Raw genomic sequence first — 26,094 nt, 5'->3', positions numbered from 1 at the left:
TTAAATTTTTTCATTTGCCTGGGAGCGATTGATGGTGAAATTTGCCCGTCAAGCACTAATAATTATTGCCGCGATGCTGCCAGCATCCATCGTGTTTGCTGAAGCCACGCATCACAAAAAGCATGTCGTTCATAAAAAAGTCATGACCAAAGTTGCGGCGGGCAAATTCGTGAAGCGCACGATGATTGTTAACGGCAAACGCAAAGTCATTACCGAACGCGTTGCAGTTGCGCACATCGCTCCGGAAAAACCAACAGCGGGCGATATTGCCGGGCTTAAACACTCGGACGATCCTTTGACGCTGCAGTCGAATGTGGCGTTTGTCGTCGATCAGGCCAGTTCTAAAGTGTTGTTTGATAAAAATTCGAACGTGTCTTTACCGATTGCCTCGATTACCAAGCTGATGACCAGCCTGGTAGTGGTCGAGGCAAATCAGGATATGAATGAAGAAATCGAGATCACCAACGATGATCTGGATAAAGAAAAAGGTACCGGGTCACGCCTGAAAGTCGGCGCGAAATTATCGCGGGCTGATCTGCTGCATATTGCGCTGATGAGTTCTGAGAACCGTGCTGCATCGGCCCTGGGGCGCAATTATGTTGGCGGCTTACCGGCTTTTGTCGCGGCGATGAATGCCAAGGCCAGGCAACTCGGTATGGCCGAAACGCATTATGTTGATTCCTCGGGTTTATCGAGCCAAAACGTGGCCAGTGCCCAGGACCTGGTGAAGCTGATCAATGCAGCTTACCAGCATCCCTTGATCCGCCAATACTCTACCGATTCCAGTTACGTCGTTGCACCTGGTGGCCGTCCTCTGCAATATTTGACAACCAATAAATTAGTGGTGAATCCCAGCTGGGATATCGGCTTGCAAAAGACCGGTTATATTTCTGAGGCAGGACGTTGCCTGGTGATGCAGGCGATGATACAAGGCCGTGCAATCGTCATGGTATTCCTGGATTCCAAAGGCAAATATTCCCGTCTGGCCGATGCCGGCCGTATCCGTAAATGGTTGGAAACGGTCAAGCCGCAAGCCTGATTTAATGGTCTGAACACCTAGTGAAAAAGCCAGTCGATTTCTACTTCGACTGGCTTTTTGTTTTATCCCAGCAATGTATTCCAAAGTGATTGCGTGCTCTGGATTTCATTGGCGATTTGGGCGCGTTCGACACGCGCTTTCTCTATGCCTTGCAAGCGTTGATTGTGCTGCAGTTTGCGAAACAAGCGGTAAGCATCAGCATTCTCGGCCGCCAGTGCAGCATCAATTAAGCCCAGTTCTGCACATAATTTCAGCAGCGCGATATTGCCGATATTCGCGGTCAATTGCGGATAAGCGTGCGCGTGTTGCAGGACTAAAAACTGCACGATGAATTCAATATCGATCATCCCTCCAGCATCCTGTTTCAGGTCGAACAAATCCGTCCGGTTGGGATGGGCATCGCGCATTTTTTTACGCATGCTGACGACTTCCTGTTTTAACTTGCCGGTATCGCGCGCTTGCCTTAAGACCTGATTCCTGATCCGGTCAAACATCGGTGCGATACGCTGATCGCCCGCGCAAAAGCGCGCGCGCGTCAGCGCCTGATGTTCCCATAACCACGCTGACTGTTCCTGGTAGCGGGCAAAGGCATGCACGGACGACACCAGCAAGCCGCTGGCGCCGTCAGGCCGTAAGGCGATGTCGATATCAAACAAAATACCTGCGGGCGTATGCGCGGTCATCCAGGTGATGAAGCGTTGCGCCAGTTTGGCATAATTCGCCGGCGCGTCCTGATCGTCATCGTCGTATAGAAAAATCACATCGAGATCGGATGCATAGCCTAGTTCTTTGCCGCCTAATTTGCCGTAGGCGATGACGGCAAATTGCGGTTGCTCGCGATGGCGGCTGGCGATGGTTTGCCATGCCGCCTGAATGGTCGCCGCGACCACCAGATCGGCCAGTTGGGACAGTTCGTCGGCCAGATGTTCAACCGTGACCTGCCCCTCCAGATCTTGCGCAAGCAAGCGGAATTGCAGCGCGTGATGCATCTCTCTCAGGGTTTCTAACTGACGTTCAGTATCGCCGGTATGCTGGTCGAGGTGGTGCTGCAATTCTGCATTGAAGCTGCGCCAGTCCGGGTCTTGTCTTAATGCGGTTTCATCCAGCAATTCATCGAGCAGAATCGGGTGGCGGGTTAAAAATTTTGCCGCCCAGTCACTCGCCCCCATCATCCTGACGACCCGTTCCAGGGTATGCGGATATTCGGTCAGCAGCGCGAGATACGCCGTTCTGCGGGCAATCGCTTCGATAAAATCGAGTAAGCGGTTCAGCGTCGCCAGATGACCGTGTGCTTGTTTGGCGATTTGCGGAAGCGCGCTGTTGACAATCGCCACCAGCTTAATGCGGCTGATTTCGCTCAGCGATTGCAGGCGCGGCGCTTGCCATGTGCTCAACAGGCGTTGTACGGCTTCGCCCACATCCTGGAAATGCAATGCGCTTAAATGCGCTTCCAGCATCTCGGCACTATCCGCATCTGCCAGCGTTGCGGCCAAGGCGTGATCGTCGGTATGCTTTTGTGAAGTTTTTTTCTCTTTGAAAATGGCATCGAATTGTTCGGCGACAAATTGCCGATGCGGCATCAGTTGGCCGAGCAGTTCTTCGACAGAGGCGCAGCCCATCATATGCGCAATGACCGCCTGATCTTCTTGTTTGACTGGAAAGGTATGGGTTTGCGCGTCATCCAGATATTGCAGGCGATGTTCGAGATCGCGTAAGAAGCGATATGAGCTTAGTAACTGATCGACGATCGCCGCTTCCAGAATATTTTTTTCCGCCAGCGTGAGCAAGGTTGTCCTGGTCGAGCGATCACGTAAACTGGCTTCGCGACCGCCGCGTATCAACTGGAAAACCTGACTCAAAAATTCGATTTCGCGGATGCCGCCGCGACCGAGCTTGACGTTATTGCTGCGCTCAGGGTGACGGGTTTCCTGGCGGATGACTTCGGCGCGAATTTGTCCGTGCATGGAGCGCAGCGAATCGATCACGCCGTAGTCGAGATAGCGGCGATATACGAAAGGCCGGACGATGTTATCCAGGGCTGCAATATCGTCGGGTCTGCCGGTAAGCGCCCTGGCTTTGACCCAGGCATAGCGCTCCCACTCGCGACCCTGGATCAGGAAATAATCCTCGATCATCGCAAAGCTGGCGACTAAGGGGCCGGAGTTGCCGTTCGGACGCAAGGCCATATCGACCCGGAAGCTAAAACCGTCCTCTGTGACTTCCGAAATCGCTGCAATCAATCTTTTGCCCAAACGGCTGAAGAATTCATGATTCGAGAGACTGCGTTGTTCTGCGCTGTCGGTGCGGGTGTCGCCATCTTCGGCGTAGCAAAAGATCAGATCAATGTCGGAGGAGACATTTAATTCATAGCCACCGAGCTTGCCCATCCCCAGCACGATCAATTCTTGCGGCGCGCCGGATTCTTCGCCTGTCGGTGTGCCATACATGGCAATTGCCTCCTGCATCAAGGCGGCGCTGTGTTGCTGCACTACGAAATCCGCAAAATGGCTAATCGTGCTGACAACTTCGTCCATGTTGGCGGCGCCGTTTAAGTCTCTGGCGATCAGGGTCGCCACGACTAAATTGCGCAAGCGGCGCATGGCTTTGTTAAGCGTCGCGCCTGCCTGTATTTCTTTTTGTAAAATCTCAACAAAAATCTGCGGGCTCAAGGATAATCTGCTGTGTTCTTCGAGTAAGCTGACGCGAGCGGGATCGGCCTGTAGCCAACGCTTGACGAAGCGTGAGAGTTGCGCGGTGCTGATGAGGTCGGACGGATTTGCCAGTGCAGGAGTCATGGAATGCTTAATGAAAGGGCGGAGTGGTCGTACATGGATTTTAAAGGCAAACAGGCAAACATAACGCGGTAAGCCGGATAAGTTTGAGTGGGGGCCTGCTCAGATTCATTCGCAATCCCGATTTGAAGGTTGACAGGCCCTGAAGCATCACCATGCGCCGGATGCGTCTGTAACAATCCAGTGGCAGTCTGTTTTGTCTATGAATATAGAGCATACTCCAGGGCAGTAAATTGTATTGTCTAGGTAGAATATGCGGATCAGGCCTATTTTTAGAAAATATTGGGGGAGTATATTGTTTTTCGCGTTTTTTCAGAGAGTGCTGTCGCGCTATTTTTCTGTTGCAAGAGAGCGTTAAGCGATTGTGTCAGTGATCAATAACACGCCGGTGCCACCAGTTCAAGACCAGGTCTCTGCATCGATACCTGACGCTATTCCGGCTAGCGATATCCGTGAGGTTAGCAATTTGGGCAGGCTGCGTGCACTGATGGCAGGCTGCCGCTCTGCGACCGCGGTCTGTGGCCGGGGCGTGCGCGTCTTGCTGAAATTGCTGGCGCTTTGTTATTTCCTGTTCTGCGCTTTATTTCTGGCGTTGCGTTATGGCGTGCTGCCGAACGTAGCGCACTATAAAGCCGATATCGAAAAATTCGCCAGCCAGTCAATCGGACGTCCGGTTGAGATCACGAATTTGCAGGCAAGCTGGTCTCGCCTCAATCCCGTACTGGTTTTGCAAGATGTGGTGGTCCGTGACCAAAAAGGCCAGCCGGCCTTGACCTTGCCTGATGTCTCGGCCACGGTTTCCTGGTGGTCCTTGCTGTTGCTGGAACTGCGGCTGGATAAACTCGATATCGCGCATCCCTCCCTGACGGTGCAAAAACTCGCTGACGGTAAGTTGCTGGTCGGCGGATTTTTTATCGATCCTGCCCAAGCCGGCGATGGCAAAGGTCTGGATTGGATCCTGGCACAGCGGGACATCGTGATTCGTGACGGCAGCCTGCGCTGGATCGACCAATATCGCAATGCGCCTGAATTGAATCTGGCCTCAATCAACTTTGTGCTCAACAATCAATGGCGTCATCATAAGTTCGCGCTGAAGGCGACGCCACCGGCGGATCTGGCTGCGCCTGTCGATATTCGCGGTGATTTTCAACATGCCGTTTTCAACCGCAGAACGACCGAGTTAAGCAGCTGGAGCGGCGATCTGTACGCCGATCTCGCGCAATCGGATCTCAGCCTGCTCAAGGCGTATGTCGATTTACCCGCCGACGTGAAGAAGGCGCATGGCACCGTTCGCGCATGGCTGCATTTGGATAAAGGCCGGGTTGCCGAGCTGACCGCCGATATCAAATTGACCGATGTCTTAGGGACTTTCCGCAAAGATTTGCCGGTACTCGATATGGCGCAGGTCAGTGGCAGATTGATTGCCAGTGAGCGCGCTGCCTTCGGTCGTCAGTATTTGCGGGGTTTGTTTGGGCAGGCCGGTCATAAAATTTCGCTGATCGATTTTTCGATGCAGACGCGTGACGGCCAGGTTTTGCCGGCAACCACGATCAGCGAGAGCTATGTTCCGGCGCAAAAAGGACAGCCGGAAAAAGTGGAGTTATTCGCCAAGCAGCTGGACCTGCATACGCTGGCGAATTTCGCTGAGCATCTGCCCTTGCCGCCGGACCAGCGCCGTATGCTGGCGGACTTTGGCCCGAGAGGCCAGCTCAAAGAATTTACTGCGAAATGGCAGGGTAGTTATCCTGAGATTGTGTCGTATAGCCTGAAAGGACAATTCCTGAATTTATCGCTGCAGGCGCAACCCGCACAGCTGGCGCTGGCCAAGACCAGCACTGCGCCCGCCCGAGCTGCCGTGCCTGCCATTCCCGGATTTGAGAATTTGTCCGGCACGGTAGATGCAAGCGATAAGGGCGGCAGTTTTATGCTCGATTCCAAAGACTTGTCGCTGCAATTGTCCAGTTATTTTGTCGATCCGGTCATGCCGTTTAAAAAATTGCAAATGCTGGCGCGCTGGCAATTTGAAGCGGACGACAAGCTGGCTTTACAGATCAGCAAAATGGCATTTGAACAGGATAAGCTGGTCGCGTCAATCTCCGGTAAGTACACGATGTCAATGCGGCCGGGCAAGGCGCAGGGACAGGACGCGCAGCCTGGCGAGGTCGATATCGTTGGCAAACTCACGGGCTTCGATCTCAAACAGATCGACCGTTTTATCCCGGTCAATGCGCCGGAAGATTTGCGCCGTTGGCTGATCGGCGCTTTGCTCGATGGCCGTGCCGACGATGTCAGTTTGCGTATTCAGGGGGATCTCGCGCAGTTCCCATTTGCTGCGCATGAGGGCAAGTCGAATCCTAAGGGCGAGTTTTGGGTCAAGGGCGCGATTGTTGACGGTAAGCTGGATTTTTCTCCGGGGTATTTAGCCGAGGATGGTAAGGCGCCGCTGTGGCCGGTGATTGATAGCATCAAAGGCAGTTTCGTATTTGATCGCGCTCGTATGGAGATTCGTGGGGATACCGCAAAAACTTTAGGCGCGGATTTAAGCAAGGTCAAAGCGATCATTCCCGATCTGGTCAATCACAATAGTGTCTTGACGATAGATGGTACCGCCAGCGGCAACCTGCAAACCATGTTGCAGTATGTGAATGCGAGTCCTGTCGATGGCTGGCTCGGCCATTTCCTGAAAGACAGTAAAGCCAGCGCGAATGCCCAATTGGGCTTGAAGCTGCAATTACCCTTGCAGCATATCGTCGAATCCAAAGTCCAGGGCCTATTGCAGTTTGCCGGCAATGACCTGCAGTTGCAGGGCGGGATTCCAGCGGTCAGTGCAGTGAATGGCAAACTCGAATTCACTGAAAAAGGCGTGAGCCTGAATACGCTGAAAGGCACTTTGCTCGGCGGCGCGGTGCAGGCAACCGGCGGCTCGCAAAAGGATGGCAGCATCAGGATCCGGCTGGATGGTGTGGCGACCGCCGATGGCTTGCGTAAAAATTTCCCGGCACTGGCGAGTGAACGTTTGAGCGATAAGCTGCTGGGTGCGGCACGTTACAGCGCCAGTATCAATGTCAAAAAACGCCAGTTAGAATTGCAAATTGATTCCAGCTTGCAAGGCCTGGCATTGAATTTCCCGGCACCTCTGCGCAAGACTGCCAATGACAGTTTACCCCTCCATTTTGAATTGGTTCCGCAAGTAGCGGCGGACGCCAATCAGTTGCGTGACGAGATTAAAGTGAATCTGGGTACGGCAATCAATGCACGTTACCAGAGACAAAAATCGACGGAATCAAACGCCAGTTGGCAAGTGCTGCGTGGCGGTATTGGCGTGAATGCACCGGCACCAGAGCCGGATAGCGGCTTGAATGCGAATATCGATTTCAAGGCTGTGAATGTCGACGAGTGGCGTCGCCTGGTGGCGACTGCTAACAACGCTGCCGCCAATGCCGGCGCCGGTTTGGGCGCGAATTCAGCGACCAGTGCCGGCGATCTGGATATTGCCGCTTACATCGAGCCGAATGTGCTCGCGGCCCGCACCGCTGAACTGACCGTGATGGGAAAGAAATTGGATAATGTTGTGGTCGGCGCTTCTCATCAAAAAGGTTTATGGCAAGCCAATATCGATTCGAATCAGGCCTCCGGGTATCTGAGCTGGAGCGATTCCGGCATTGCGGGGCAGGGTCTGGGCAATGTGTCTGCACGTTTGAGTAAGCTGATCATCCCGCAGTCCGCTGCTTCCGATGTGTCGGATTTGCTCGAGGGTAAAAATAGCGATACGCAGATTCCCAGTCTGGATATCGCAGCAGATAATTTTGAATTGTTTAATAAAAAATTCGGCCGTTTAGAGATGATGGCGAGTAACGCGATGACTGCGACCGGACGCGAGTGGCGCATCCATAAAGTCTCGTTAAAAAACGAAGATGCAGAACTCAAAGGTAGCGGTAAGTGGAGTAACCGTAGCGGTGCCAGCGTCACCGATCTGAACTATGTATTGGAAATTAATAGCGCCGGTAAATTGCTCGATAGAGTCGGATTTGCAAATGTGATGCGCGGCGGGCGCGGCAAGTTGCAGGGCGAGGTCACCTGGAACGGATTGCCGTTTTCGATGGATGTGCCAAGTATGTCGGGACAAATTCAGCTGGAGCTGGCAGCGGGACAGTTTTTGAAAGTCGACCCGGGGGCGGCAAAACTGTTGGGCGTACTGAGCATGCAGTCGCTGCCCAGGCGTCTGACACTCGATTTCCGTGATGTATTTTCAGATGGTTTTGCATTTGATTCGATCACAGGAACAGCGCAAATTCAAAAAGGCATTGCGAAGACAGAGAACCTCAAAATGCGTAGCGTGAATGCGACGGTATTAATGGACGGGACCGCAGATATCGTGAATGAATCCCAGCATCTGCATGTTGCGGTGATCCCTGAGATCAACGCCGGCACTGCTTCTGTCGTCTATGGCCTGGCGGTGAATCCGGTGATCGGGTTGGGCACCTTTCTCGCGCAATTGTTTTTGCGTGAGCCATTGGCACGCGCTTTTACCTACGAGTATATGATTACAGGCGAATGGAAAGAACCGACTGTTACCAAGATTGATCATAAAGATGTGGAAATCCCACCGCCTAAAAAAGACTCAGGCGCGACAAAATAATCGGGGGATGGGCAGACTATATATTTTGAGGATAGCGTAATGAATATCGCCGCGATACAAATGGTCTCTACACCGGTGCCGCAAGAGAATATGGCAACTGCGGAACGCTTGCTGCAACAAGCCGCCAGCGGCGGAGCCAAACTCATTCTGCTGCCCGAGTATTGGCCGGTGATGGGATTGCATGAACTGGACAAGCTGCAACTCGCGGAGAAGCCGGGACAAGGGCCGATTCAAGATTTTCTGGCGACGCAAGCGCAACGCCTGGGTGTCTGGATCATCGGCGGTACGATTCCACTCTTGTCTGCGCAACCTGACAAAGTCTTGAACACCACCCTGGTGTTTAATCCCCAGGGCGAGTCAGTCGCACGCTATGACAAGATTCATTTATTTGGCTTTACCAAAGGTGAGGAATCCTACGAGGAGTCCCGCACTATTACACCCGGTCAGCAGGTGGTGACATTTGATGCCGGTTTTGCCAAAGTCGGCCTGTCGGTGTGTTACGACTTGCGTTTTCCCGAGCTGTACCGGGCGATGGGGGAATGCAGTTTATTGGTCGTACCTGCGGCATTTACCCACACCACAGGCCAGGCCCATTGGGAAATCCTGTTGCGCGCCAGAGCGATTGAAAATCAATGCTACGTCCTGGCCTCGGCGCAAGGCGGCACACATATCAATGGCCGTCGCACCTGGGGGCACAGTATGCTCATCGACCCTTGGGGTAAGATCATCGATATGCTGGATGAAGGTGAGGGCATCGTTAGCGGCGCGCTTGACCAGTTGAATATAGATGCAGTGAGAGCAAGCCTGCCCGCATTAAAACACCGCAAATTAATATAGAAATTGAAGTCGTCAGCCTTACTGAAATTATCCTAAAAGACGGTGATGCGTGTAGACCCCGGACTTGCTCTACAATTCGTACATCCATCACTTATTGCATTGTTAGAAGAATATGATCCCATTTGACTCAAATCTGCGCCATTTAGCCATTGCCCGCGACATTTTGCTGACCCCGTTTGGACTCGATGAAGCCAAATTGGGCAAGGTGCTCGGCTCCATGTTTACGCATAAGCTGGATTATGCCGATCTGTACTTCCAGTTCACCAAAAGCGAAGGCTGGAGTCTGGAAGAGGGTATCGTCAAGACCGGTAGTTTTTCTATCGATCAGGGTGTCGGCGTGCGTGCGATCTCCGGCGATAAAACAGCGTTTTCGTACTCAGATGATATTTCAGAAAAAGCCTTGCAAGAAGCTGTTCATGCCACCCGCACGATAGCCAGACAAGGTGCCGGAAAAATCAAGGTGGCATCCAGCATGTCGGGTGCAGCTAGCCGTGCTTTATATCTGCAAAACGATCCTTTAGCATCGCTGGATGCGACGCAAAAAGTAAGTCTGTTAGAGCGGCTGGAAAAAATCGCCAGAGCCAAGGATCCGCGTGTGGTGCAGGTGATGGCTAGTCTGGCCGGTGAATATGATGTCGTGCTGGTCGCCCGTAGTGACGGTGTGGTTGCCGCCGATATCCGTCCTCTGGTGCGCATCTCGCTGACTGTGATTGTCGAGCAGAATGGCCGGCGCGAAATGGCATCGAGTGGCGGTGGCGGCCGTTACGACTACGCTTATTTTTCCGACGCCCTGTTAGAGCAATATGCCGATGAGGCGGTGAAATCCGCTTTGGTGAATCTGGATGCGCGCCCCGCACCTGCCGGTCCCATGACCGTGGTGCTTGGGCCTGGATGGCCAGGTATCTTGCTGCATGAAGCGATAGGGCACGGCCTGGAAGGCGATTTTAACCGCAAAGGTTCAAGCACTTTTGCGGGACGGATTGGCGACAGGGTTGCAGCAAAAGGCGTGACCGTCGTCGATGACGGCACCATACAAGATCGTCGCGGCTCATTGAATATGGACGACGAAGGCAACCCCACGCAATGCACAACCTTGATTGAAGACGGTATCTTGAAAGGCTATATGCAGGATACGATGAATGCGCGTCTGATGAAGATGCCTGTCACCGGCAATGCACGGCGCGAATCATTTGCCCATTTGCCGATGCCAAGGATGACGAATACGTATATGCTGGCCGGCGATAAGGATCCCGCCGAGATTCTGGCTTCAGTCAAAAATGGCCTGTATGCGGTGAATTTTGGCGGCGGTCAGGTCGATATTACGAATGGTAAATTTGTGTTCTCGGCCAGCGAAGCGTACATGATAGAAAACGGCAAAATTACCTACCCGGTGAAGGGCGCAACCTTGATCGGTAACGGTCCCGAAGTCTTAAATCACGTATCAATGATAGGTCATGATTTACGGCTTGATTCAGGTGTCGGCGTTTGCGGTAAAGAAGGACAAAGTTTGCCGGTCGGCGTTGGACAGCCTACCTTGCGTATCGATGGCCTGACTGTAGGCGGCACGGCTTGATTGTCAGACTAGCTAACTGGCTAAGTAGACGAGTCGCCAGCGCTCTGGAGGAAATAAGCGACATTCTTGCGCTTTAGGCTTGCTAAACGCTATTTTTTGATGCACTATAGGTTTTGCCTAAGATGCAAGCTACGGATAACATCTCTACCTATTGATTAATTATCGCGAATCAAAGCCACGAATTTGAACCACCAATAATATGAAATTTACTCGTTTCTTTTTCTTTTTTTACTTTAGCTATTCCCAGCCAACGGCGGTGGAAAAACGGTAAGCGCACGGAAAAAGAGCCCAACCAGATTTCTAAAAAACCGCCAGTGATGGCGGTTTTTTTTTGACCAGTCCAAGTATTTTTGAACCTTGATGACCCTCTTACCAACACTTTATTTTTGAACATTGAACGGAGAGACTATGTTACGCACTGATGATCTACGCATTCGGGAAATGAAAGAATTGATCCCGCCTTCACACCTGATCCGTGAGTTCGCCTGTTCTGAAAAAGCCGCCGATACTGCAGCCCATGCGCGCACCGCCTTGCATCGCATTTTGCATGCGCAGGACGACAGAGTGATGGTGGTAATCGGACCTTGCTCGATCCATGACACCAAAGCTGCCATGGAATACGCACACAAGCTTGCCAAAGAACGTCAGCGTTTCATTGGCGAATTGGAAATTGTGATGCGCGTGTATTTTGAAAAACCGCGCACCACCGTCGGCTGGAAAGGGTTGATCAACGATCCGTATATGGACAATAGTTTCCGCATCAATGATGGTCTGCGTATCGCTCGTGAACTGCTGCTGAATATCAATGAACTTGGCTTGCCGGCAGGAACGGAATATCTCGACGTCATCAGTCCGCAATACATTGCCGACCTGATTAGCTGGGGGGCGATTGGCGCACGTACTACCGAATCTCAGGTGCACCGTGAACTGGCATCCGGCCTGTCTTGCCCGGTCGGCTTCAAGAACGGCACAGATGGCAATGTGAAGATTGCAGTTGATGCGATTAAAGCGGCATCGCAGCCCCATCATTTTTTATCCGTGACCAAGGGCGGACATTCGGCGATTGTGTCGACCAATGGGAATGAAGACTGCCACATCATTTTGCGCGGCGGTAAAACGCCTAACTATGACGCCGTGAGTGTGGATGCTGCCTGCAAAGACATTGCCAGCAACGGATTGGCATCGCGCTTGATGATCGATGCCTCGCATGCGAATAGTTCCAAGAACCCAGCCAACCAGATTCCGGTGTGTGCCGATATCGCCAGCCAGATTGCTGCGGGCGACACCCGGATTGTTGGCGTGATGGTGGAATCCCATCTGGTCGCCGGCCGTCAGGATCTGGTGCCAGGTAAAGAGTTGGTGTACGGTCAGTCGGTGACCGATGGATGTATCGCCTGGGACGACAGCGTCAAGGTATTGGAAGGCTTGGCGGAGGCGGTCAAGCTGCGCCGTTTGAAATTGCGCGAGTAATGTGAAAAATGCCTGGCGAATTCAATCATTCGTCAGGCATTTTCATGATTCGTACCGAATTTAATAGCGCTTGGTTAAAGTCAGGCGCTCCCCATCCCGCACCATTTCTACGCGTTTTAAAAATGACATGCCGAGTAAAGTGAACGGGAGTCCGCTTTCATTCACCGATGCATCGACTTGCTGTAATTCGATATCGCCAATTTTGACGGTATCCAGGCGCACCCGGTATACATTTACCACGCCGTTCGCCGTGCTGGAGCGGCCTAATTGACCGGCCTTGTAATTGATGCCCAGCTTGTTTGCATCTGCCGCCGGGATCGAGATCAAACTGGCGCCCGTATCGACCAGCATATTCAGGCTGCTGCCGCCATTGATCTGCGCTTTAGTAAAAAAATGACCTTGTGCATCGGCTTGCAATACCACCGTATTGCCGCTGCTAGGCGCTGCGCGATGCACATACTGACCAATCGTTAAAACCTGGCGTTTGCCATGAACGTCAATCGTGGCCGTTTCATTATCGGCGGCCACCAATTTCATGCCATCACCAATGTTGCTGCCAACCGAATAGGTTTTGGGTGCATTGCCATCAATAACCAGCACGGCCTTGCCGGGAAACAGGCCTACCACACCGATATCGGGTGCCGATGCTGCCTGCACCTTGCCGCTCAGGATCAAAACGCAGAGCAGGAGTGATGAAATTTTCATGGACTATGGCCTGGTGAGGTTTGTGTTCGGTAGGTTGCTGTAAATGATAAGTCGATTCAACACTATCTGTTCAGCATATCTGAAATCAATCTCTGAAGTTATTGAATTCCAGCGGCAAATCCTTGATCTCTTTTCGCAGCATGGCCATCGCTGCCTGCAGGTCATCGCGCTTGGCACCGGTGACGCGGACTGCATCGCCCTGGATGCTCGCCTGGACTTTCATCTTGCTGTCTTTGATCGCCTTGACGATTTTTTTAGCATCTTCGGTTTCGATGCCGTTTTTGATCTTGATGACTTGTTTGACCTTGTCGCCACCGATTTTGTCGATTTTGCCGAGATCCATGAAACGTACGTCCACATTGCGTTTGCCCATGGTCATCGTGAGTTCCAGGCGAACCTGATCGAGATGGAATTCCGAATCGCCGTAGATGGTCAGTTCGCGGTCTTTTTGCTCGACTTTGGCGCTGCTGCCTTTAAGATCGAAGCGATTGGTCACAACCTTATTGGTTTGATCCACTGCATTTTTAACATCCACCATATTGGCTTCTGAGACGGTATCAAATGAGGGCATGGTAATCCTTAGTGAAAAAGTGAGTGGTCATCATTTTAGCAAATGCGCGCCCGCACCATGAGGCAAAGGCTATAATTCTGCGCTTATGACGAACAAATTTTCCCTTTTTTACGATTATCCGCTGCAAAAGCTGAATACCTTCGGGATTGCGGCGCAGGCCAAGTATTTTGTGCAGATTAACCGGCCAGAGCAATTGGCTGCATTGCGCGCTGATCCATTCTTGTCATCGTTGCCGCGCTTGATATTAGGCGGCGGCAGCAATCTGGTGTTATCTGATCAGGTGGATGCGCTGGTAGTGCAGATGCATTGTCTGGGTAAGCGTGTGATCGGTGAGGACGACAGTCATGTACTGGTGCAAGCCGAAGCGGGCGAGGGCTGGCACGAGTTGGTGTTGTGGACGTTGGCGCAGGGCTATGGCGGCTTAGAAAATTTGTCCCTGATCCCTGGTACCGTTGGCGCCGCCCCGATACAAAATATCGGTGCCTATGGTGTCGAAATGCAAGACTTGTTTCATAGTCTGAGTGCCTTCGATTGCACGACGGGCGAGACCATCGTCATGGATAAAGCGGCTTGCCAGTTCGCCTATCGCGACAGCATTTTTAAGCATGCTTATAAAGATCGCATGGTGATTTTGAATGTCACTTTTGCCTTACCTAAACAATGGCAGGCACGCCTGAATTATGCCGAGGTCGCGCGCTATCTGGCGACCGGGGGAATTGATGCGCCATGCGCACGGGATATCAGCGATGCGATCATTGCGATCCGTCAATCCAAATTACCAGATCCGCAACTGATCGGTAATGCCGGCAGTTTTTTTAAAAATCCTATCGTCAGTACCAGCGTACGCGACCGCTTGATGGCGGAATTCCCTGGCCTGGTCAGTTACTCCCAACCGGGTGGCGACTACAAGCTGGCTGCGGGCTGGCTGATCGAGCAATCCGGCTGGAAAGGCAAAGCCCTAGGGCGCGTTGGTGCTTATCAAAAGCAGGCGCTGGTACTGGTCAATCTTGGCGGTGCGACAGGTGCCGAGGTGCGACATCTGGCGCAAGAAATACAGTCAACGGTAAAGAAAAAATTCGATGTCGAGTTAGAGATTGAGCCAGTGTTTTTTTAAACGATACATCTCCTTACATTTAAATTCTAATTATTGTCATCGCTACGGGGCGCGGAAGCGTTTACTGAGGATTAAGAACATACAAAAAGGATGATCATCATGAAGAAAATTCTAATTACTTTGCTGGTATCCATAGCGGCAAGCTCAGCATTTGCGACAGATGTTGGCGTCTCGGTAACGCTGGGGGATCCTGGCTTCTACGGACGAATTGACCTCGGCAATATCCAGAGACCGCAAGTCATTTACACCAATCCGATTGTGATCAATCGCCCGTTATATGGTTACGTCGATGAACAACCACTCTATTTACGCGTTCCACCGGGTCATGCCAGACATTGGCGCGAGCACTGTGAATATTACGATGCTTGCGGCAGGCCAGTCTATTTTGTTCAGGAGAACTGGTACAACCAGGTATATGTGCCTCAGGTAAGGGGTTATCGTAGCGAATGGAATGGCGACCACGGTAATCACGGAAGAGGTCGGGATGATAACCATGGAAGACGTGACCGGGATGACGACCAAGGTGAAAATCATGGCCACGGTCGCGGACATAATAATGAAGATTAAGTTATTCGAACGATCTGACGGTACCGGTTGGTAACATTAACTGATATTCAATAGGATTAACCAAGGGACGCTGAAAGCGTCCCTTGGTTTTTTTGAATTGATATGTCGAAAAGATCCAGTTTACTTAGACAAAGTGACAGACATAATCCAGGGTTTCTATCGTCTCAATATCAAACGTAGAATTGCCAGGCACATTGAATTGCTGGCCCGCGCCATATTCACTCCACTGCGTTTCTCCGGCTAAGCGAATGCGGCATTTGCCGGCGTTTATTTCCATCAATTCTGGTGCGCCGGTATTGAATGCCAGGCTGGAGGGAAAAATCACGCCTATGGTTTTCTTGCTGCCGTCGGCAAACAAGATGGTGTGGGAAACGCATTTGCCGTCGAAGTAGAGATTGGCTTTTTTGATGACGCTGACCTGATCGAATTGTGTACTCATAATGGAGCCTCAAAAAAAGCCCGCCATATTCGATATGCGGGCCAGGGTACAAGGGTTTACAAACTTATTGGCCGCGTTTGGCACGGGCATTGGCGGCAATGCGCATGCGTAAGGCATTCAGCTTGATGAAACCGCCGGCATCGGCCTGGTTGTAGGCGCCGCCGTCTTCGTCGAAGGTGGCGATGTTCATGTCGAACAGCGAATCGGTTTTGGAGTCGCGCGAGACGGTGATCACGTTGCCTTTGTACAGCTTCAGGCGCACCCAGCCGTTCACAGTGCTTTGCGTATGGTCGATCAGTGTTTGCAGCGCAATACGTTCCGGTGCCCACCAGTAGCCGTTATAAATCAGGCTGGCATAGCGTGGCATTAAATCGTCTTTCAGATGCGCGACTTCGCGATCCAGTGTGATCGATTCAATCGCGCGGTGGGCGCGCAGCATGATGGTGCCGCCCGGGGTCTCATAGCAGCCGCGTGACTTCATGCCGACGTAGCGATTTTCAACCAGGTCCAGGCGACCGATGCCGTGCTTGCCGCCGAGGCGATTAAGCTCAGTCAGTACCGTCGCCGGTGACATGCGCACGCCGTTCAATGCCACGATATCGCCGCGTTCAAATTCGATGTCCAGATACTCCGCTGCATCGGGTGCTGCTTCCGGGCTGACCGTCCAGCGCCACATGGATTCTTCGGCTTCGGCACTGGGGTTTTCCAGATGACGGCCTTCAAAACTGATGTGCAGCAGGTTCGCATCCATGGAGTAGGGCGCGCCGCCATTTTTGTGTTTCTGGTCGATGGCGATGCCTGCGTCTTCGGCATATTTCATCAGTTTTTCACGCGACAGCAAATCCCACTCACGCCATGGTGCAATCACTTTTACACCTGGCATCAATGCATAGGCACCGAGTTCAAAGCGAACCTGGTCGTTACCTTTACCCGTTGCACCGTGCGAGATTGCATCGGCCCCGGTTTCTTTGGCGATTTCGATCAGGCGCTTGGCGATCAATGGGCGCGCGATGGACGTCCCTAGCAGATATTCGCCTTCATACACGGTGTTGGCGCGGAACATCGGGAAGACGAAATCGCGCACGAATTCTTCGCGCACATCATCGATAAAAATGTTTTCCGGTTTGATGCCGAATTTGATCGCTTTGGCGCGCGCCGGCTCCAGCTCTTCACCCTGACCGAGGTCGGCCGTGAAGGTCACGATTTCGCATTGATAATTGTCTTGCAGCCATTTCAGGATGACCGAGGTATCCAGACCACCGGAGTAGGCCAATACTACTTTTTTGATGTCGCTCATGATGTGCTTTCTTTGTACTGAAGGTATTGAATAGGGTTTATGCGGTTTCGGCGACGTTGCCAACGACGAGGTATTCCAATAAGGCTTTTTGGATATGCAGTCGATTTTCCGCCTCATCCCAGACCACAGATTGCGGGCCATCGATGACACCGGCAGAGACTTCTTCGCCGCGATGCGCAGGCAGGCAATGCATGAACAGGGCATCAGGTTTGGCGCGCGCCATCTTTGCTTCATCGACGATCCAGCCATCGAAGGCTTGCAGGCGTGCCTGATTCTCTTCTTCGTAACCCATGCTGGTCCAGACGTCGGTGTTGACCAGATCAACCTCGACGCAGGCGTCGGATGGATTGTCGAATAAAGTGAAATGCGTATTCCCCGGTGCGACCAGTGACATATCGATGTCATAGCCTTTTGGGGTTGAGATGTTCAGATGGAAGTCAAAAATCTGGGCCGCCTGCAACCAGGAGTACAGCATATTATTTGCGTCCCCTATCCAGGCCACCGTTTTACCTGTGATTGAACCGCGATGCTCGACGTAGGTAAAGACGTCGGCAAATACCTGGCAGGGATGATGTTGATTGGTCAGGCCATTGATCACAGGCACGCGGGAATTGGCTGCGAAGCGTTCTATCATTTCTTGTTCAAACGTACGGATCATGATGATGTCGCACATGCGGGACATGACCTGGCCGGCGTCTTCGACCGGTTCGCCACGGCCGAGCTGGCTGTCGCGGGTATTCAGATAGATCGCGGCGCCGCCGAGCTGATGCATGCCAGCTTCGAACGACAGGCGGGTACGTGTGGAGTTTTTTTCAAACACCATGACCAGGGTGCGGTCGAGCAGGGGATGATAAGTTTCGTAAGTCTTGAACTTGCGCTTGATGATGCGGGCACGCTCCATCACATAATTGAATTCGGCAAGTGTGAAGTCAGAGAACTGCAGGAAATGTTTGATAGCCATAAATAGACTCGGCAGCCAGAGGAAATTTTGCTGACGCTTGTTATAACTGGCTAATTATAAAGGATTTAGCCCTTGCGACCGTAGATATTCTGGAATTGCCTATCCTGCTCATCATGGATGAGCCTATTCTTCGTCGCTGGCAGACTGTGTTCGACTATCGCCAAGACAATCAGGAAACATCCGCTGAATTTCCTTTGTGAAACTGTGTCGATGAGTAATGTAATCAGGGCTTACGCAAAAACTAAAACCTCTCGGTACCGGGACAACGAGACGCAGAGAAAAGCACAGAAAAAAGCAAGAGTAACCGGCTCCATCTCGTGTTGATGCCAAAACGAACCCGCAAGCTGGGTGCGCCTGTTGGCGCGAAATGCCTCTGAAAGCCGCATCCAGTATGCGGGTTCAATCTGAATTCTGGTGGGCAGCTTGCCGTTTTGCGTAGGTCCTGGCAATTTTAAATTTCGTCCAGCATTAATTGATAGCGGTTCGCAGAACCATGACATGATTTTTGTGCTTGACGCCATCCAGAACAAAATCAGTATCGCCTTCGTGCCGGTATCCGAGCTTTTGGTAGAACTGGATCGCATTCATGTTTTTGGCATTCACCATTAGCCATACCGACGGAGTGCCACAGTATTTTTGTGCGGCGAGCCGGGATGATGCCAGCAAGGCTTTGCCTATCCCTTGACCGGTAAAATATTCCTGCACATACAGTTTTTCGACTTCTACCTGGACATCGGTAAACATATTGCCCCATCCTATCATCGCGTAGCCGACCAGATGGTCGCCGATCTCCGCAACCATCAAATCCTTGCTGGTATCCGCAATCAACTGTTGATAGCGATGCTCGGTAAATTCGCTCAACACATAATTAGCACCCGATGTAGATATGCCGGTGGTCGCATAGGTATGCAACCACACCTGGATGCCCAGTGCGGCAATGGGTGCGGCATCATTGGCTGTGGCGGGTCTGATCGAAAAATGCTGCGGCATAAAAGAAAAAAGTTGATTGAATCGATTAACGGACTAGCCAGCGTCTGAGGGCAAAACTCAGCGCATCCACCATGGCTACCAATAGCAGCATGGCGATGATCACGGTGGCGGCGGTTTGCATCTGGAACAGAGACAAGTGATATTTCAGCATTTGCCCGAGCCCGCCGGCGCCGACCACACCTAAGATGGCAGCAGCGCGGATATTGTTTTCCCATCGGTACAAAGTGTAGGACAGCATCTGCGGCAGCGCCTGCGGCAGCGTCGCATATAAAAAACTGCTGAGAATGCCGGCGCCGTTTATCCTCAAGGTGGCGGCAGCATGATGCGGTGCGTTTTCTAAGGCTTCTGCAAATAGTCTGCCCAGCACGCCGGCGGTGTGCGCCGCCAGTGCGATCGTGCCGGCGAACGGCCCTAAACCTGCGGCAATCAACATGATCGATGCCCAGACCAATTCCGGGATTGCACGTGCGACATTCAGAAGCAAGCGGGTAAAGCGCATCGCCATGATGCCAAAACGTCCGCTGGCGGGAAGCGCCAGACAGAGTCCCGCAGCGGCTGCGAGGAAGGTGCCTAAGGCGGACATGGCCAGCGTCTCAAATGCGGCAAAAAAAGTTTTCTTCAATAACGATGGGGATAAATCCGGAGGCGCAAAGCCTTGCAAAAACTCCCGCGATGTCTTGATCGCGGCATCTGAAAATAGCGCTGACCAGTTTATTTTTAAACTATAAAAACTGCTGATGATCAGGATCGCCGATAGACATACGATAACGGCGAGCGACCAACTGAGACGCTTCGGCGGCAGCGGTAAAGCGGCTCTGGTGGTGTGAGCGGGGCTCATTCCAGGCGCTCCCTGAATAATTTACTGACAGCGTCAGCGATGGCAACCAGTAAGACAAACACGATTAACATGGTTGAGACTTCAGCGCCGGAGAGCATTTTCATCGATTCATCCATGCTTTGCCCCAGACCGCCAGCGCCGACAAAGCCCATCACGACCGAGCCGCGTATCGCGCATTCCCAGCGATACACCGTATACGACATCAGCTCTGCCGCCGCATTGGGTAAGGCGCCATAGAAGAAAGCAGAGAGCCGACTGGCGCCATTTTGTAGCAAGGTATCGCTGGCATGGGCGTCGCCAGCTTCCAGAATTTCTGCATACACTTTACCCAGCATGCCGCAATACGTCAGGGCGATGGCGCATACGCCTGCGGTGGGGCCGAGGCCCACTATACGCACAAACAATAATGCCCAGACCAATTCCGGTACGCTGCGCAATAAGACCAGCAACCAGCGCACCATGTGCCGTATCACCGTCGCCAGCAGGCGCATACGCCCTGTGCCTATGCGCGAAATGGATAAATGTCCGGTCACGATCAGCGTCATCGGGATCGCGCAGACCAATGCCAGCGTCATGCCGGCGGTCGCCATTGCGACGGTTTGCCAGCTTGCAGCAAGAACCATCGATAGAAACTCGGCACTATGCGCAGGCGGGAAAAATCCCGACAAAAAACGCCCGGTGGCACTGAGACTTTGCGCATCAGCCAGCAGCCAGGGTTTAAATTCCGTTGCCACCAGAATCGGCCAGCACAGCAGCAAGCCGAGCAAAGCAAACGTCAGGCGACTGCGCCATGCCGGATCATGTGCTGGCATGTTGGCATAGCTGCCGGGTTGCGCTCTCATCATGCGGTTAAAAGCAACGTGGATCGTCGGCGACCACGGACTTGCCTGAAAGCGCGGTGTCTGCGGGGCTGGCAACAGGATGCGCTGCGGTTCGCGCATTGCGGTGGTCGCTGGCGTACAGCGCAGCGAGCATGTCGTCGGTGACCTGCTCGCTATCGAATACGACTTTGCCATCGCGCAAACCGATAATGCGCTTGAAATGCGCGCGGGCCAGTTCAACCTGATGCAAGCTGCAAATCAGCGTCGCATTGCGTTCGCTGGCTTCTTGCTGCAGGCTTTTCAACGTCTGGATTGCCAGGGTCGGATCAAGCGCGGACAGCGGCTCATCGACCAGCAGCAGGCTGGCATCCGATAGCAACAAGCGGGCCAGCCCGCAGCGCTGGCGTTCGCCGCCCGACAGACGGTCGACACGTTCATATAATTTATGCTGTAAGTGAAAACGGGCCAGCGCGTCGAAGGCGATTTCCGGTTGCAGCGGCTTGATCAAATTGCGTAAGGCGCGCCATACGGACCATGACGGCAAACGTCCCGCCAGCACGGCGGTAACGACGCGTTGCCTTGGCGGCAGCGGCGGCGTTTGCGGCGCCAGAAACAGGCGACGGCGCAGCAGATGCCTGGCCCGTTCAGACAAGGCCCAAGGCTGCCGGTCAAATAAAATATAGTTGCCTTGTGCCGGTCGATACGCACATGCCAGCGTATGCAACAGCGTGGTCTTGCCGGCACCGGATGGACCGATCAGGGCGATCTGTTCGCCCGTATTGATGCTCAAGGTCAGATCGCTTAAGGCCGCAACATGCGGGGTCGCTGACGCCGGATGACGAACTGATACCTCTTGTAGTTGCAACATCATGAGGGCGCAGGCAGCCTTATTTCAGCAAGCCGGCATTGTGCGCCGCCGCCTCAATCGCCTTGTAATTATCAGCCTTGGTCGGGATAAACCGGCTGGTGCGTTGCAGGTCGAGAATCTCTTTATCTTCTGCTTTGCCGGCATCCAGCGAGAGGAAGGTATCCGTGATTTTTTTGCGCAATTCTGCCGGCATATCGGCGCGTACGGTCCAGTTGTAGTCGTAGTAGCCGGGTGTGGTATAGAACACCCTAACTTGCTTGGCATCCACCTTGTTTTGCGCCAGCAGTTTTTCCCAGACGGAGATATTCAAGGCACCTGCATCGACTTTGCCGCCAGCGACCGCCGCGACGGTGGCATCGTGCGCGCCAGAGAAGGCGATACGCTTTAAGTCGGTGTCGGGATTGATTTTGGCAGCGAGTAAATACGAACGCGGCATCAGATGGCCGGATGTCGATGATTCTGACCCAAAAGCGAAGGTTTTACCTTTGAGGTCATCGAGCTTGTTGATGTCCGCCTTGGTGGTGATAAAAACCGATTTGAATTTCTCATCTTCTTCGCGCTGTACCAAGGGAATAACCTGATCCTTGCTGCGCACCTTGGCCTGGATAAAAGTGAAGCCGCCGAACCACACCATGTCGAGTTTGTGATTGACCAGACCTTCGACTGAGGCAGCGTAATCGGTGACCGGCGTGAACTCGACTTTCATGCCCAATTTCTTTTCCAGGTAAGCGCCCAGGGGCTTGAATTTGCGCTGCAACTCCGTCGGCGCCTCATCCGGGATCGCAGAGACCCGCAATACCTGCTGAGCAAGACCGAGGCTGGAGATGGACAATAAGCCGGCAGCAGCCAAGACCTGAAATAAGCGGCGAGCAGGGGAGAAACGCATGGCGGGATTCCTAGAATGGAAAGAAAGTGCGTATTTTGACTGGAAAGCGCATGAATGCAAAGACAAATACTAGTGCGCCATTCTCAATGAGTTAAAAGATTTTCAATAAAAATTAAACAAAAGACATGTGAATTGACTATCATGTCTAATTTGTTTACTTCATTAAATCAGGAGGCCAACCATGCCCGCAAACCTTACCGATCCTGCGCAGCGGCAGGTGCTCATTATTCATGGCTGGAGTGATACTTCCAAGTCTTTCCATACCCTGGCGGATTTTCTCGGAAAAAATAACTATCAGGCCAAGCAACTCTGGTTAGGCGACTATATATCTATGGACGATGATGTGCGTGTCGCGGATGTCGGCAAACGCATGGCAGAAGTGATCGATGAGTTGATGCAGAGCGGTGAGCTGGCTGCCAGTTTTGATGTGATCGTCCACAGTACCGGCGGCCTGGTGGCACGCGAGTGGCTGACCACGCATTACAGGGGACGTGCTGAACTATGCCCGATGAAGCGCTTGATTATGCTGGCGCCGGCGAACTACGGCTCCAAGCTCGCCGCAACCGGCAAGAGCTTTTTGGGCCGGGTTGTGAAGGGCTATAACAATTGGTTCCAGACCGGCAAATCGATGTTAAACGATCTGGAGCTGGCCTCGCCGTATCAATGGGAACTGGCGCAGCGGGATATTCTGGTCGGTCCGGGCGCACTGGATTCCGCCAATCCTGTGCAGTTCTACGGCGATGACAGGGTCTGGCCGTTTGTGATTGTCGGTACGCATCCTTATACGAGTTTGCTGCGTCAGATTGTCAACGAGAACGGCGCCGATGGCACGGTCAGGGCCTGTGCGGCGAATCTGAATGCGCAGGGGGTGACGATTGATTTTCGGGAATCCGATCCCTTGAATGCGATAAGCAACTGGCCGAGCCGTTTGCAGAACGACATTCCACTTGCGGTCTTAGCTACCCGTACCCACAGCTCCATCATCGACCCGGACCGTGCCGAAGCCTCTAATCAGGAAGATATCGCGGAAACGCCCGAGCAAAAAGCACAATTGGGTACATTGATCTTGCAGGCTTTGGCGTGCGATAGTTTTGCGACTTATAAAACCCTGCAAACGCAATGGCATGACCTGAGCGAAGCAACGGCGGCTCTGAGTAAGACCACCAGTGAGGAGCCGGAATTTTTTCATCAATATCTACAAGTGAATTGCAATGTCGTCGATGATCAGGGGCGACCCGTGACGGATTATTTCTTGGAATTTTTTGCCGATACCAAACGCAATAACACCGAGGCGAACGTATACCTGCATGCGAATGTCATTGAAGATGTTAAAACCAATTCGCAAAATGCGGCTCTGCGCAATCTGTATTTCGACCGTACCGATCTGATGGAAGGCTATTATCCCTTGCTGCCAAAAGGAACCGATCCGGTATTGTATATGTCGATCTCGGCGGCATCGCCGGGTGACAATATTAATTATTTTGAGCGCGAAAAAGTCGGTGCCGCGATGCAGATTCCGCTGCATTTTTTAAACGATGTGCAGCAGCGCTGGTTGAAGCGTAATTCGACTCACTTGTTGCAGATCATTATTCCGCGCATCCCGAATACCAATGTGTTTAAGCTGACTAAATTGGGCTGAATTTTTCTGCAGCGGCATGTCGCTGCCATATTTGGCAGTGCGGCTTGATCCCTGGCTAGGATTTATCGACGCCAGCCAAATCGATGATCGATTGGGCGTTCAGGTAGCAGCAGCTATTGCGGCCGTTTTGTTTGGCCTTGTAGAGCGCCGTATCTGCCGCTTCCAATAGATGTTGGATAGTGACATCCTGCCCCAGCAAATACGTGCTGATACCGATACTGATGCTGATTTGTTCGCTGATGCGCGATTTCAGATGCGGGATGGCCGACTCCCACACGGCAGCACGCAGTCTCTCGGCAAATTGCATGGCCAGCTCTTCCGGCATATTGGGGAGCATCAGGATAAATTCTTCACCGCCATAACGCGCAACGATATCGCTTGCTCTGGTCAATTGCGATTTCAGGGTCTTGGCGACGCTGATCAAGGCTTTATCGCCAGCGACATGGCCGTAGTAATCGTTGTATTCCTTGAAGAAGTCGATATCCACCATGAACACTGACAGCGGTAATTGTTGCCGCCTGGAGTGACCCATCGCCATCTTGAAATGCTCATCAAAAAAGCGACGGTTGTAGATGCCGGTCAGGCTATCGGTGGTTGCTTCTTTCCTGAATATTTCCGAATGCGAACGGAGTATTTTTTCACGCTTGATCGACGCACTGGAATCCATGATCTGGATCAGGCAATGCGTTTCATCCGGACCGGCCGGGAGGGGCGTGATCGTGATCGACTGGTGCATGCGACCGGACTCTTCTGACAATTCGCCAGGATTGAACAGCGGCAATGGCGAGCGGTGCAAGGCGTTCGATAGAACCGCAGGTAAGCCGTATTGGATGGTATTGCGTAGCGAGGTCAAAAACGCGGCGCTCGGTTTGTCGCTGAACACGTCAGAGATGGTCTTTTGCAATGCGGTTTTAGCATTGATCATGCTGTGTTTGACCATCCAGTCATTCCACATCAGGATGCGCTCGCTGGCGTCAATCAGAACCAGCCCCATATTGATGGCATTAAAAATCTGGCTAGCCTTGGCGCCGGTCAATTGTCCCGGATGCTTCATTAAATATTACCCAAGAAACGATCGATCTGATGTACGAGATTCGACAAGGAAGCGGAGCTGAGCAAGAAGATCAAATGGCCTTTGGAGTGGCGCCTCTCAATCGCCAGATCGATATGTAGTATCAAGATATACGGATGGTCCGCGTTCTGTCCTATGCGTTTGAATAGTTCGTCGGCTGAGGCGAGCGAATAGCTGGGGAGAGAGCTGTTAAAAGAGATATCCAGCATATCGGCAACGGCAGACAGGCAGGCATTGAGAATAATGTTGCCGAGTTCGCACATCGCCTCCTGCTCGAACTCTGCGAGTTCTTCGATGCTCATTTGCGAGCTCATCATGTCCCGCACAATTTCAAGCGCATGATCTTCGGAAAACAGTAATACGGCTTCGGCATTAAATGGTCCGGTGAACTGTTGCATCACCGCGCCGAAGCGATTGCTGTCTAAGGCCAGCATGGAGGCATTCAGTTCTGAAGTTTTCCTGACTTCGACTTTAGGGACCGACAATTTCACTTCATCACCGACGATCTCGCTCAGGCTGGCGGCGGCTCGCCCTGCGCCGATATTGAATACTTCGCTCAGGGCGTCGAGATGAATGTCGGTTAAAGAGTCCACTTAGTTTCCCAAGAAATGCGCTAGCGCTAAGGCGATCGATTTTTCGGTAACAGGTTTGGCGACAAAAACAGCGCCCAGTTTGGTAGAGCGACTTTGAAAAGTTTCTTGAATATTCGCAGAAAATACCACGATACGCATCTCCGGATGCTTGCTCAGAAGCAGTTCGGCGGCATCGGTTCCCAGCAAGCCTGGCATATTGATGTCCATGGTGCAAAAATCCGGACGCTCTTTATCGGCAATCGCAATCGCCTCATCGCCGCTGACTGCCTCCAGAATTTCCCAGTCTTCGTGCTTGGTTTTGATGTGGGCGCGAATGACCATGCGCGAGACTTTGCTGTCATCCACGATCAGAATTTTTTTGGGTGTTTGTGTTTGACTCATTG

Annotated in this window: 23 protein-coding genes; 8 read left to right on the top strand and 15 right to left on the bottom strand. The window is 52.5% G+C overall.

Annotation, left to right across the window (positions count from 1 at the left end; translation table 11 throughout):
* Nucleotides 1–31: 31 nt before the first annotated feature.
* Nucleotides 32–1,039, top strand: a complete 1,008-nt coding sequence (gene pbpG / locus LPB67_RS17290; protein ID WP_262838548.1) for a D-alanyl-D-alanine endopeptidase — start codon at nucleotides 32–34, stop codon at nucleotides 1,037–1,039.
* A 62-nt stretch (nucleotides 1,040–1,101) separates the two neighbouring features.
* Here pbpG and glnE read toward each other — a convergent pair whose 3' ends face one another.
* Entirely contained in the window at nucleotides 1,102–3,834 is a 2,733-nt protein-coding gene (gene glnE, locus LPB67_RS17285; RefSeq protein WP_262838547.1) for a bifunctional [glutamate--ammonia ligase]-adenylyl-L-tyrosine phosphorylase/[glutamate--ammonia-ligase] adenylyltransferase, read from the bottom strand.
* Between the two features lie 361 nt (nucleotides 3,835–4,195).
* Between glnE and LPB67_RS17280 the strand changes: the two genes are divergently transcribed.
* The 3 genes from LPB67_RS17280 to tldD all read left to right on the top strand — a co-directional run bounded on the left by LPB67_RS17280 (nucleotide 4,196) and on the right by tldD (nucleotide 10,880).
* Nucleotides 4,196–8,470 (top strand): YhdP family protein, encoded by a 4,275-nt coding sequence (locus LPB67_RS17280; RefSeq protein ID WP_262838546.1) that lies wholly within the window; start codon nucleotides 4,196–4,198, stop codon nucleotides 8,468–8,470.
* 39 nt (nucleotides 8,471–8,509) lie between these two features.
* Nucleotides 8,510–9,307 carry a carbon-nitrogen hydrolase family protein gene (locus LPB67_RS17275; protein ID WP_262838545.1) on the top strand — a complete coding sequence of 266 codons (798 nt, stop codon included), beginning with the start codon at nucleotides 8,510–8,512 and terminating at the stop codon, nucleotides 9,305–9,307.
* Between the two features lie 112 nt (nucleotides 9,308–9,419).
* Nucleotides 9,420–10,880, top strand: coding sequence for a metalloprotease TldD (gene tldD, locus LPB67_RS17270; RefSeq protein WP_262838544.1), 1,461 nt, complete (start codon nucleotides 9,420–9,422; stop codon nucleotides 10,878–10,880).
* A 169-nt stretch (nucleotides 10,881–11,049) separates the two neighbouring features.
* On the opposite strand, the gene LPB67_RS17265 is transcribed toward tldD, so the two are convergent.
* Nucleotides 11,050–11,274, bottom strand: coding sequence for a hypothetical protein (locus tag LPB67_RS17265; RefSeq protein ID WP_262838543.1), 225 nt, complete (start codon nucleotides 11,272–11,274; stop codon nucleotides 11,050–11,052).
* Nucleotides 11,275–11,288: 14 nt separating this feature from the next.
* Between LPB67_RS17265 and aroG the strand changes: the two genes are divergently transcribed.
* Complete coding sequence (gene aroG, locus LPB67_RS17260) at nucleotides 11,289–12,350, top strand: 3-deoxy-7-phosphoheptulonate synthase AroG (RefSeq protein ID WP_262838542.1); 1,062 nt, start codon at nucleotides 11,289–11,291, stop codon at nucleotides 12,348–12,350.
* A 60-nt stretch (nucleotides 12,351–12,410) separates the two neighbouring features.
* Here the strand turns inward: aroG and LPB67_RS17255 are convergent, their stop codons facing one another.
* Nucleotides 12,411–13,055: a TIGR02281 family clan AA aspartic protease gene (locus LPB67_RS17255; RefSeq protein WP_262838541.1), complete on the bottom strand. Its 645-nt coding sequence runs from the start codon at nucleotides 13,053–13,055 to the stop codon at nucleotides 12,411–12,413.
* Between the two features lie 85 nt (nucleotides 13,056–13,140).
* Nucleotides 13,141–13,626, bottom strand: coding sequence for a YajQ family cyclic di-GMP-binding protein (locus LPB67_RS17250; RefSeq protein WP_262838540.1), 486 nt, complete (start codon nucleotides 13,624–13,626; stop codon nucleotides 13,141–13,143).
* 85 nt (nucleotides 13,627–13,711) lie between these two features.
* On the opposite strand from LPB67_RS17250, the gene murB reads away from it, so the two are divergent.
* The gene (murB, locus tag LPB67_RS17245; protein WP_262838539.1) at nucleotides 13,712–14,740 is read left to right on the top strand and encodes a UDP-N-acetylmuramate dehydrogenase; all 1,029 of its coding nucleotides are present in this window, start codon (nucleotides 13,712–13,714) and stop codon (nucleotides 14,738–14,740) included.
* 99 nt (nucleotides 14,741–14,839) lie between these two features.
* Nucleotides 14,840–15,307, top strand: a complete 468-nt coding sequence (locus tag LPB67_RS17240; protein WP_262838538.1) for a hypothetical protein — start codon at nucleotides 14,840–14,842, stop codon at nucleotides 15,305–15,307.
* A 124-nt stretch (nucleotides 15,308–15,431) separates the two neighbouring features.
* On the opposite strand, the gene LPB67_RS17235 is transcribed toward LPB67_RS17240, so the two are convergent.
* From LPB67_RS17235 to LPB67_RS17200, 8 genes are all read right to left on the bottom strand, one after another.
* On the bottom strand, nucleotides 15,432–15,746 hold the full coding sequence (locus tag LPB67_RS17235) for a pyrimidine/purine nucleoside phosphorylase (RefSeq protein ID WP_262838537.1): 315 nt from the start codon (nucleotides 15,744–15,746) through the stop codon (nucleotides 15,432–15,434).
* A 64-nt stretch (nucleotides 15,747–15,810) separates the two neighbouring features.
* Nucleotides 15,811–17,043 carry an argininosuccinate synthase gene (locus LPB67_RS17230; RefSeq protein ID WP_262838536.1) on the bottom strand — a complete coding sequence of 411 codons (1,233 nt, stop codon included), beginning with the start codon at nucleotides 17,041–17,043 and terminating at the stop codon, nucleotides 15,811–15,813.
* Nucleotides 17,044–17,080: 37 nt separating this feature from the next.
* Complete coding sequence (gene argF, locus LPB67_RS17225) at nucleotides 17,081–18,004, bottom strand: ornithine carbamoyltransferase (RefSeq protein WP_262838535.1); 924 nt, start codon at nucleotides 18,002–18,004, stop codon at nucleotides 17,081–17,083.
* Nucleotides 18,005–18,472: 468 nt separating this feature from the next.
* On the bottom strand, nucleotides 18,473–18,994 hold the full coding sequence (locus LPB67_RS17220; protein ID WP_262838534.1) for a GNAT family N-acetyltransferase: 522 nt from the start codon (nucleotides 18,992–18,994) through the stop codon (nucleotides 18,473–18,475).
* A 25-nt stretch (nucleotides 18,995–19,019) separates the two neighbouring features.
* The gene (gene phnE, locus LPB67_RS17215) at nucleotides 19,020–19,832 is read right to left on the bottom strand and encodes a phosphonate ABC transporter, permease protein PhnE (protein ID WP_262838533.1); all 813 of its coding nucleotides are present in this window, start codon (nucleotides 19,830–19,832) and stop codon (nucleotides 19,020–19,022) included.
* On the bottom strand, nucleotides 19,829–20,644 hold the full coding sequence (locus tag LPB67_RS17210; protein WP_262838683.1) for a PhnE/PtxC family ABC transporter permease: 816 nt from the start codon (nucleotides 20,642–20,644) through the stop codon (nucleotides 19,829–19,831). The genes phnE and LPB67_RS17210 overlap by 4 nt, the downstream gene beginning before the upstream one ends.
* 37 nt (nucleotides 20,645–20,681) lie before the next feature.
* Nucleotides 20,682–21,524, bottom strand: a complete 843-nt coding sequence (locus LPB67_RS17205; protein ID WP_262838532.1) for a phosphonate ABC transporter ATP-binding protein — start codon at nucleotides 21,522–21,524, stop codon at nucleotides 20,682–20,684.
* 16 nt (nucleotides 21,525–21,540) lie between these two features.
* Nucleotides 21,541–22,407, bottom strand: a complete 867-nt coding sequence (locus LPB67_RS17200; RefSeq protein ID WP_262838531.1) for a putative selenate ABC transporter substrate-binding protein — start codon at nucleotides 22,405–22,407, stop codon at nucleotides 21,541–21,543.
* A gap of 181 nt (nucleotides 22,408–22,588) precedes the next feature.
* Here LPB67_RS17200 and LPB67_RS17195 point away from each other — a divergent pair, with 181 nt between their 5' ends.
* Nucleotides 22,589–24,046, top strand: a complete 1,458-nt coding sequence (locus tag LPB67_RS17195; RefSeq protein WP_262838530.1) for an esterase/lipase family protein — start codon at nucleotides 22,589–22,591, stop codon at nucleotides 24,044–24,046.
* A 55-nt stretch (nucleotides 24,047–24,101) separates the two neighbouring features.
* On the opposite strand, the gene LPB67_RS17190 is transcribed toward LPB67_RS17195, so the two are convergent.
* From LPB67_RS17190 to LPB67_RS17180, 3 genes are read right to left on the bottom strand one after another with little or no spacing between them, the layout of a single operon-like run.
* Entirely contained in the window at nucleotides 24,102–25,100 is a 999-nt protein-coding gene (locus tag LPB67_RS17190) for a GGDEF domain-containing protein (protein WP_262838529.1), read from the bottom strand.
* On the bottom strand, nucleotides 25,100–25,711 hold the full coding sequence (locus LPB67_RS17185) for a chemotaxis protein CheX (protein ID WP_262838528.1): 612 nt from the start codon (nucleotides 25,709–25,711) through the stop codon (nucleotides 25,100–25,102). Before LPB67_RS17185 ends, LPB67_RS17190 begins: the two co-directional genes overlap by 1 nt.
* Nucleotides 25,712–26,092 (bottom strand): response regulator, encoded by a 381-nt coding sequence (locus LPB67_RS17180; protein WP_262838527.1) that lies wholly within the window; start codon nucleotides 26,090–26,092, stop codon nucleotides 25,712–25,714.
* Nucleotides 26,093–26,094 lie beyond the last annotated feature (2 nt).

This window comes from Undibacterium sp. Jales W-56 (assembly GCF_025548535.1).
Lineage (GTDB): Bacteria > Pseudomonadota > Gammaproteobacteria > Burkholderiales > Burkholderiaceae_D > Undibacterium.
This window is presented reverse-complemented; position numbering and strand designations above follow the sequence as displayed.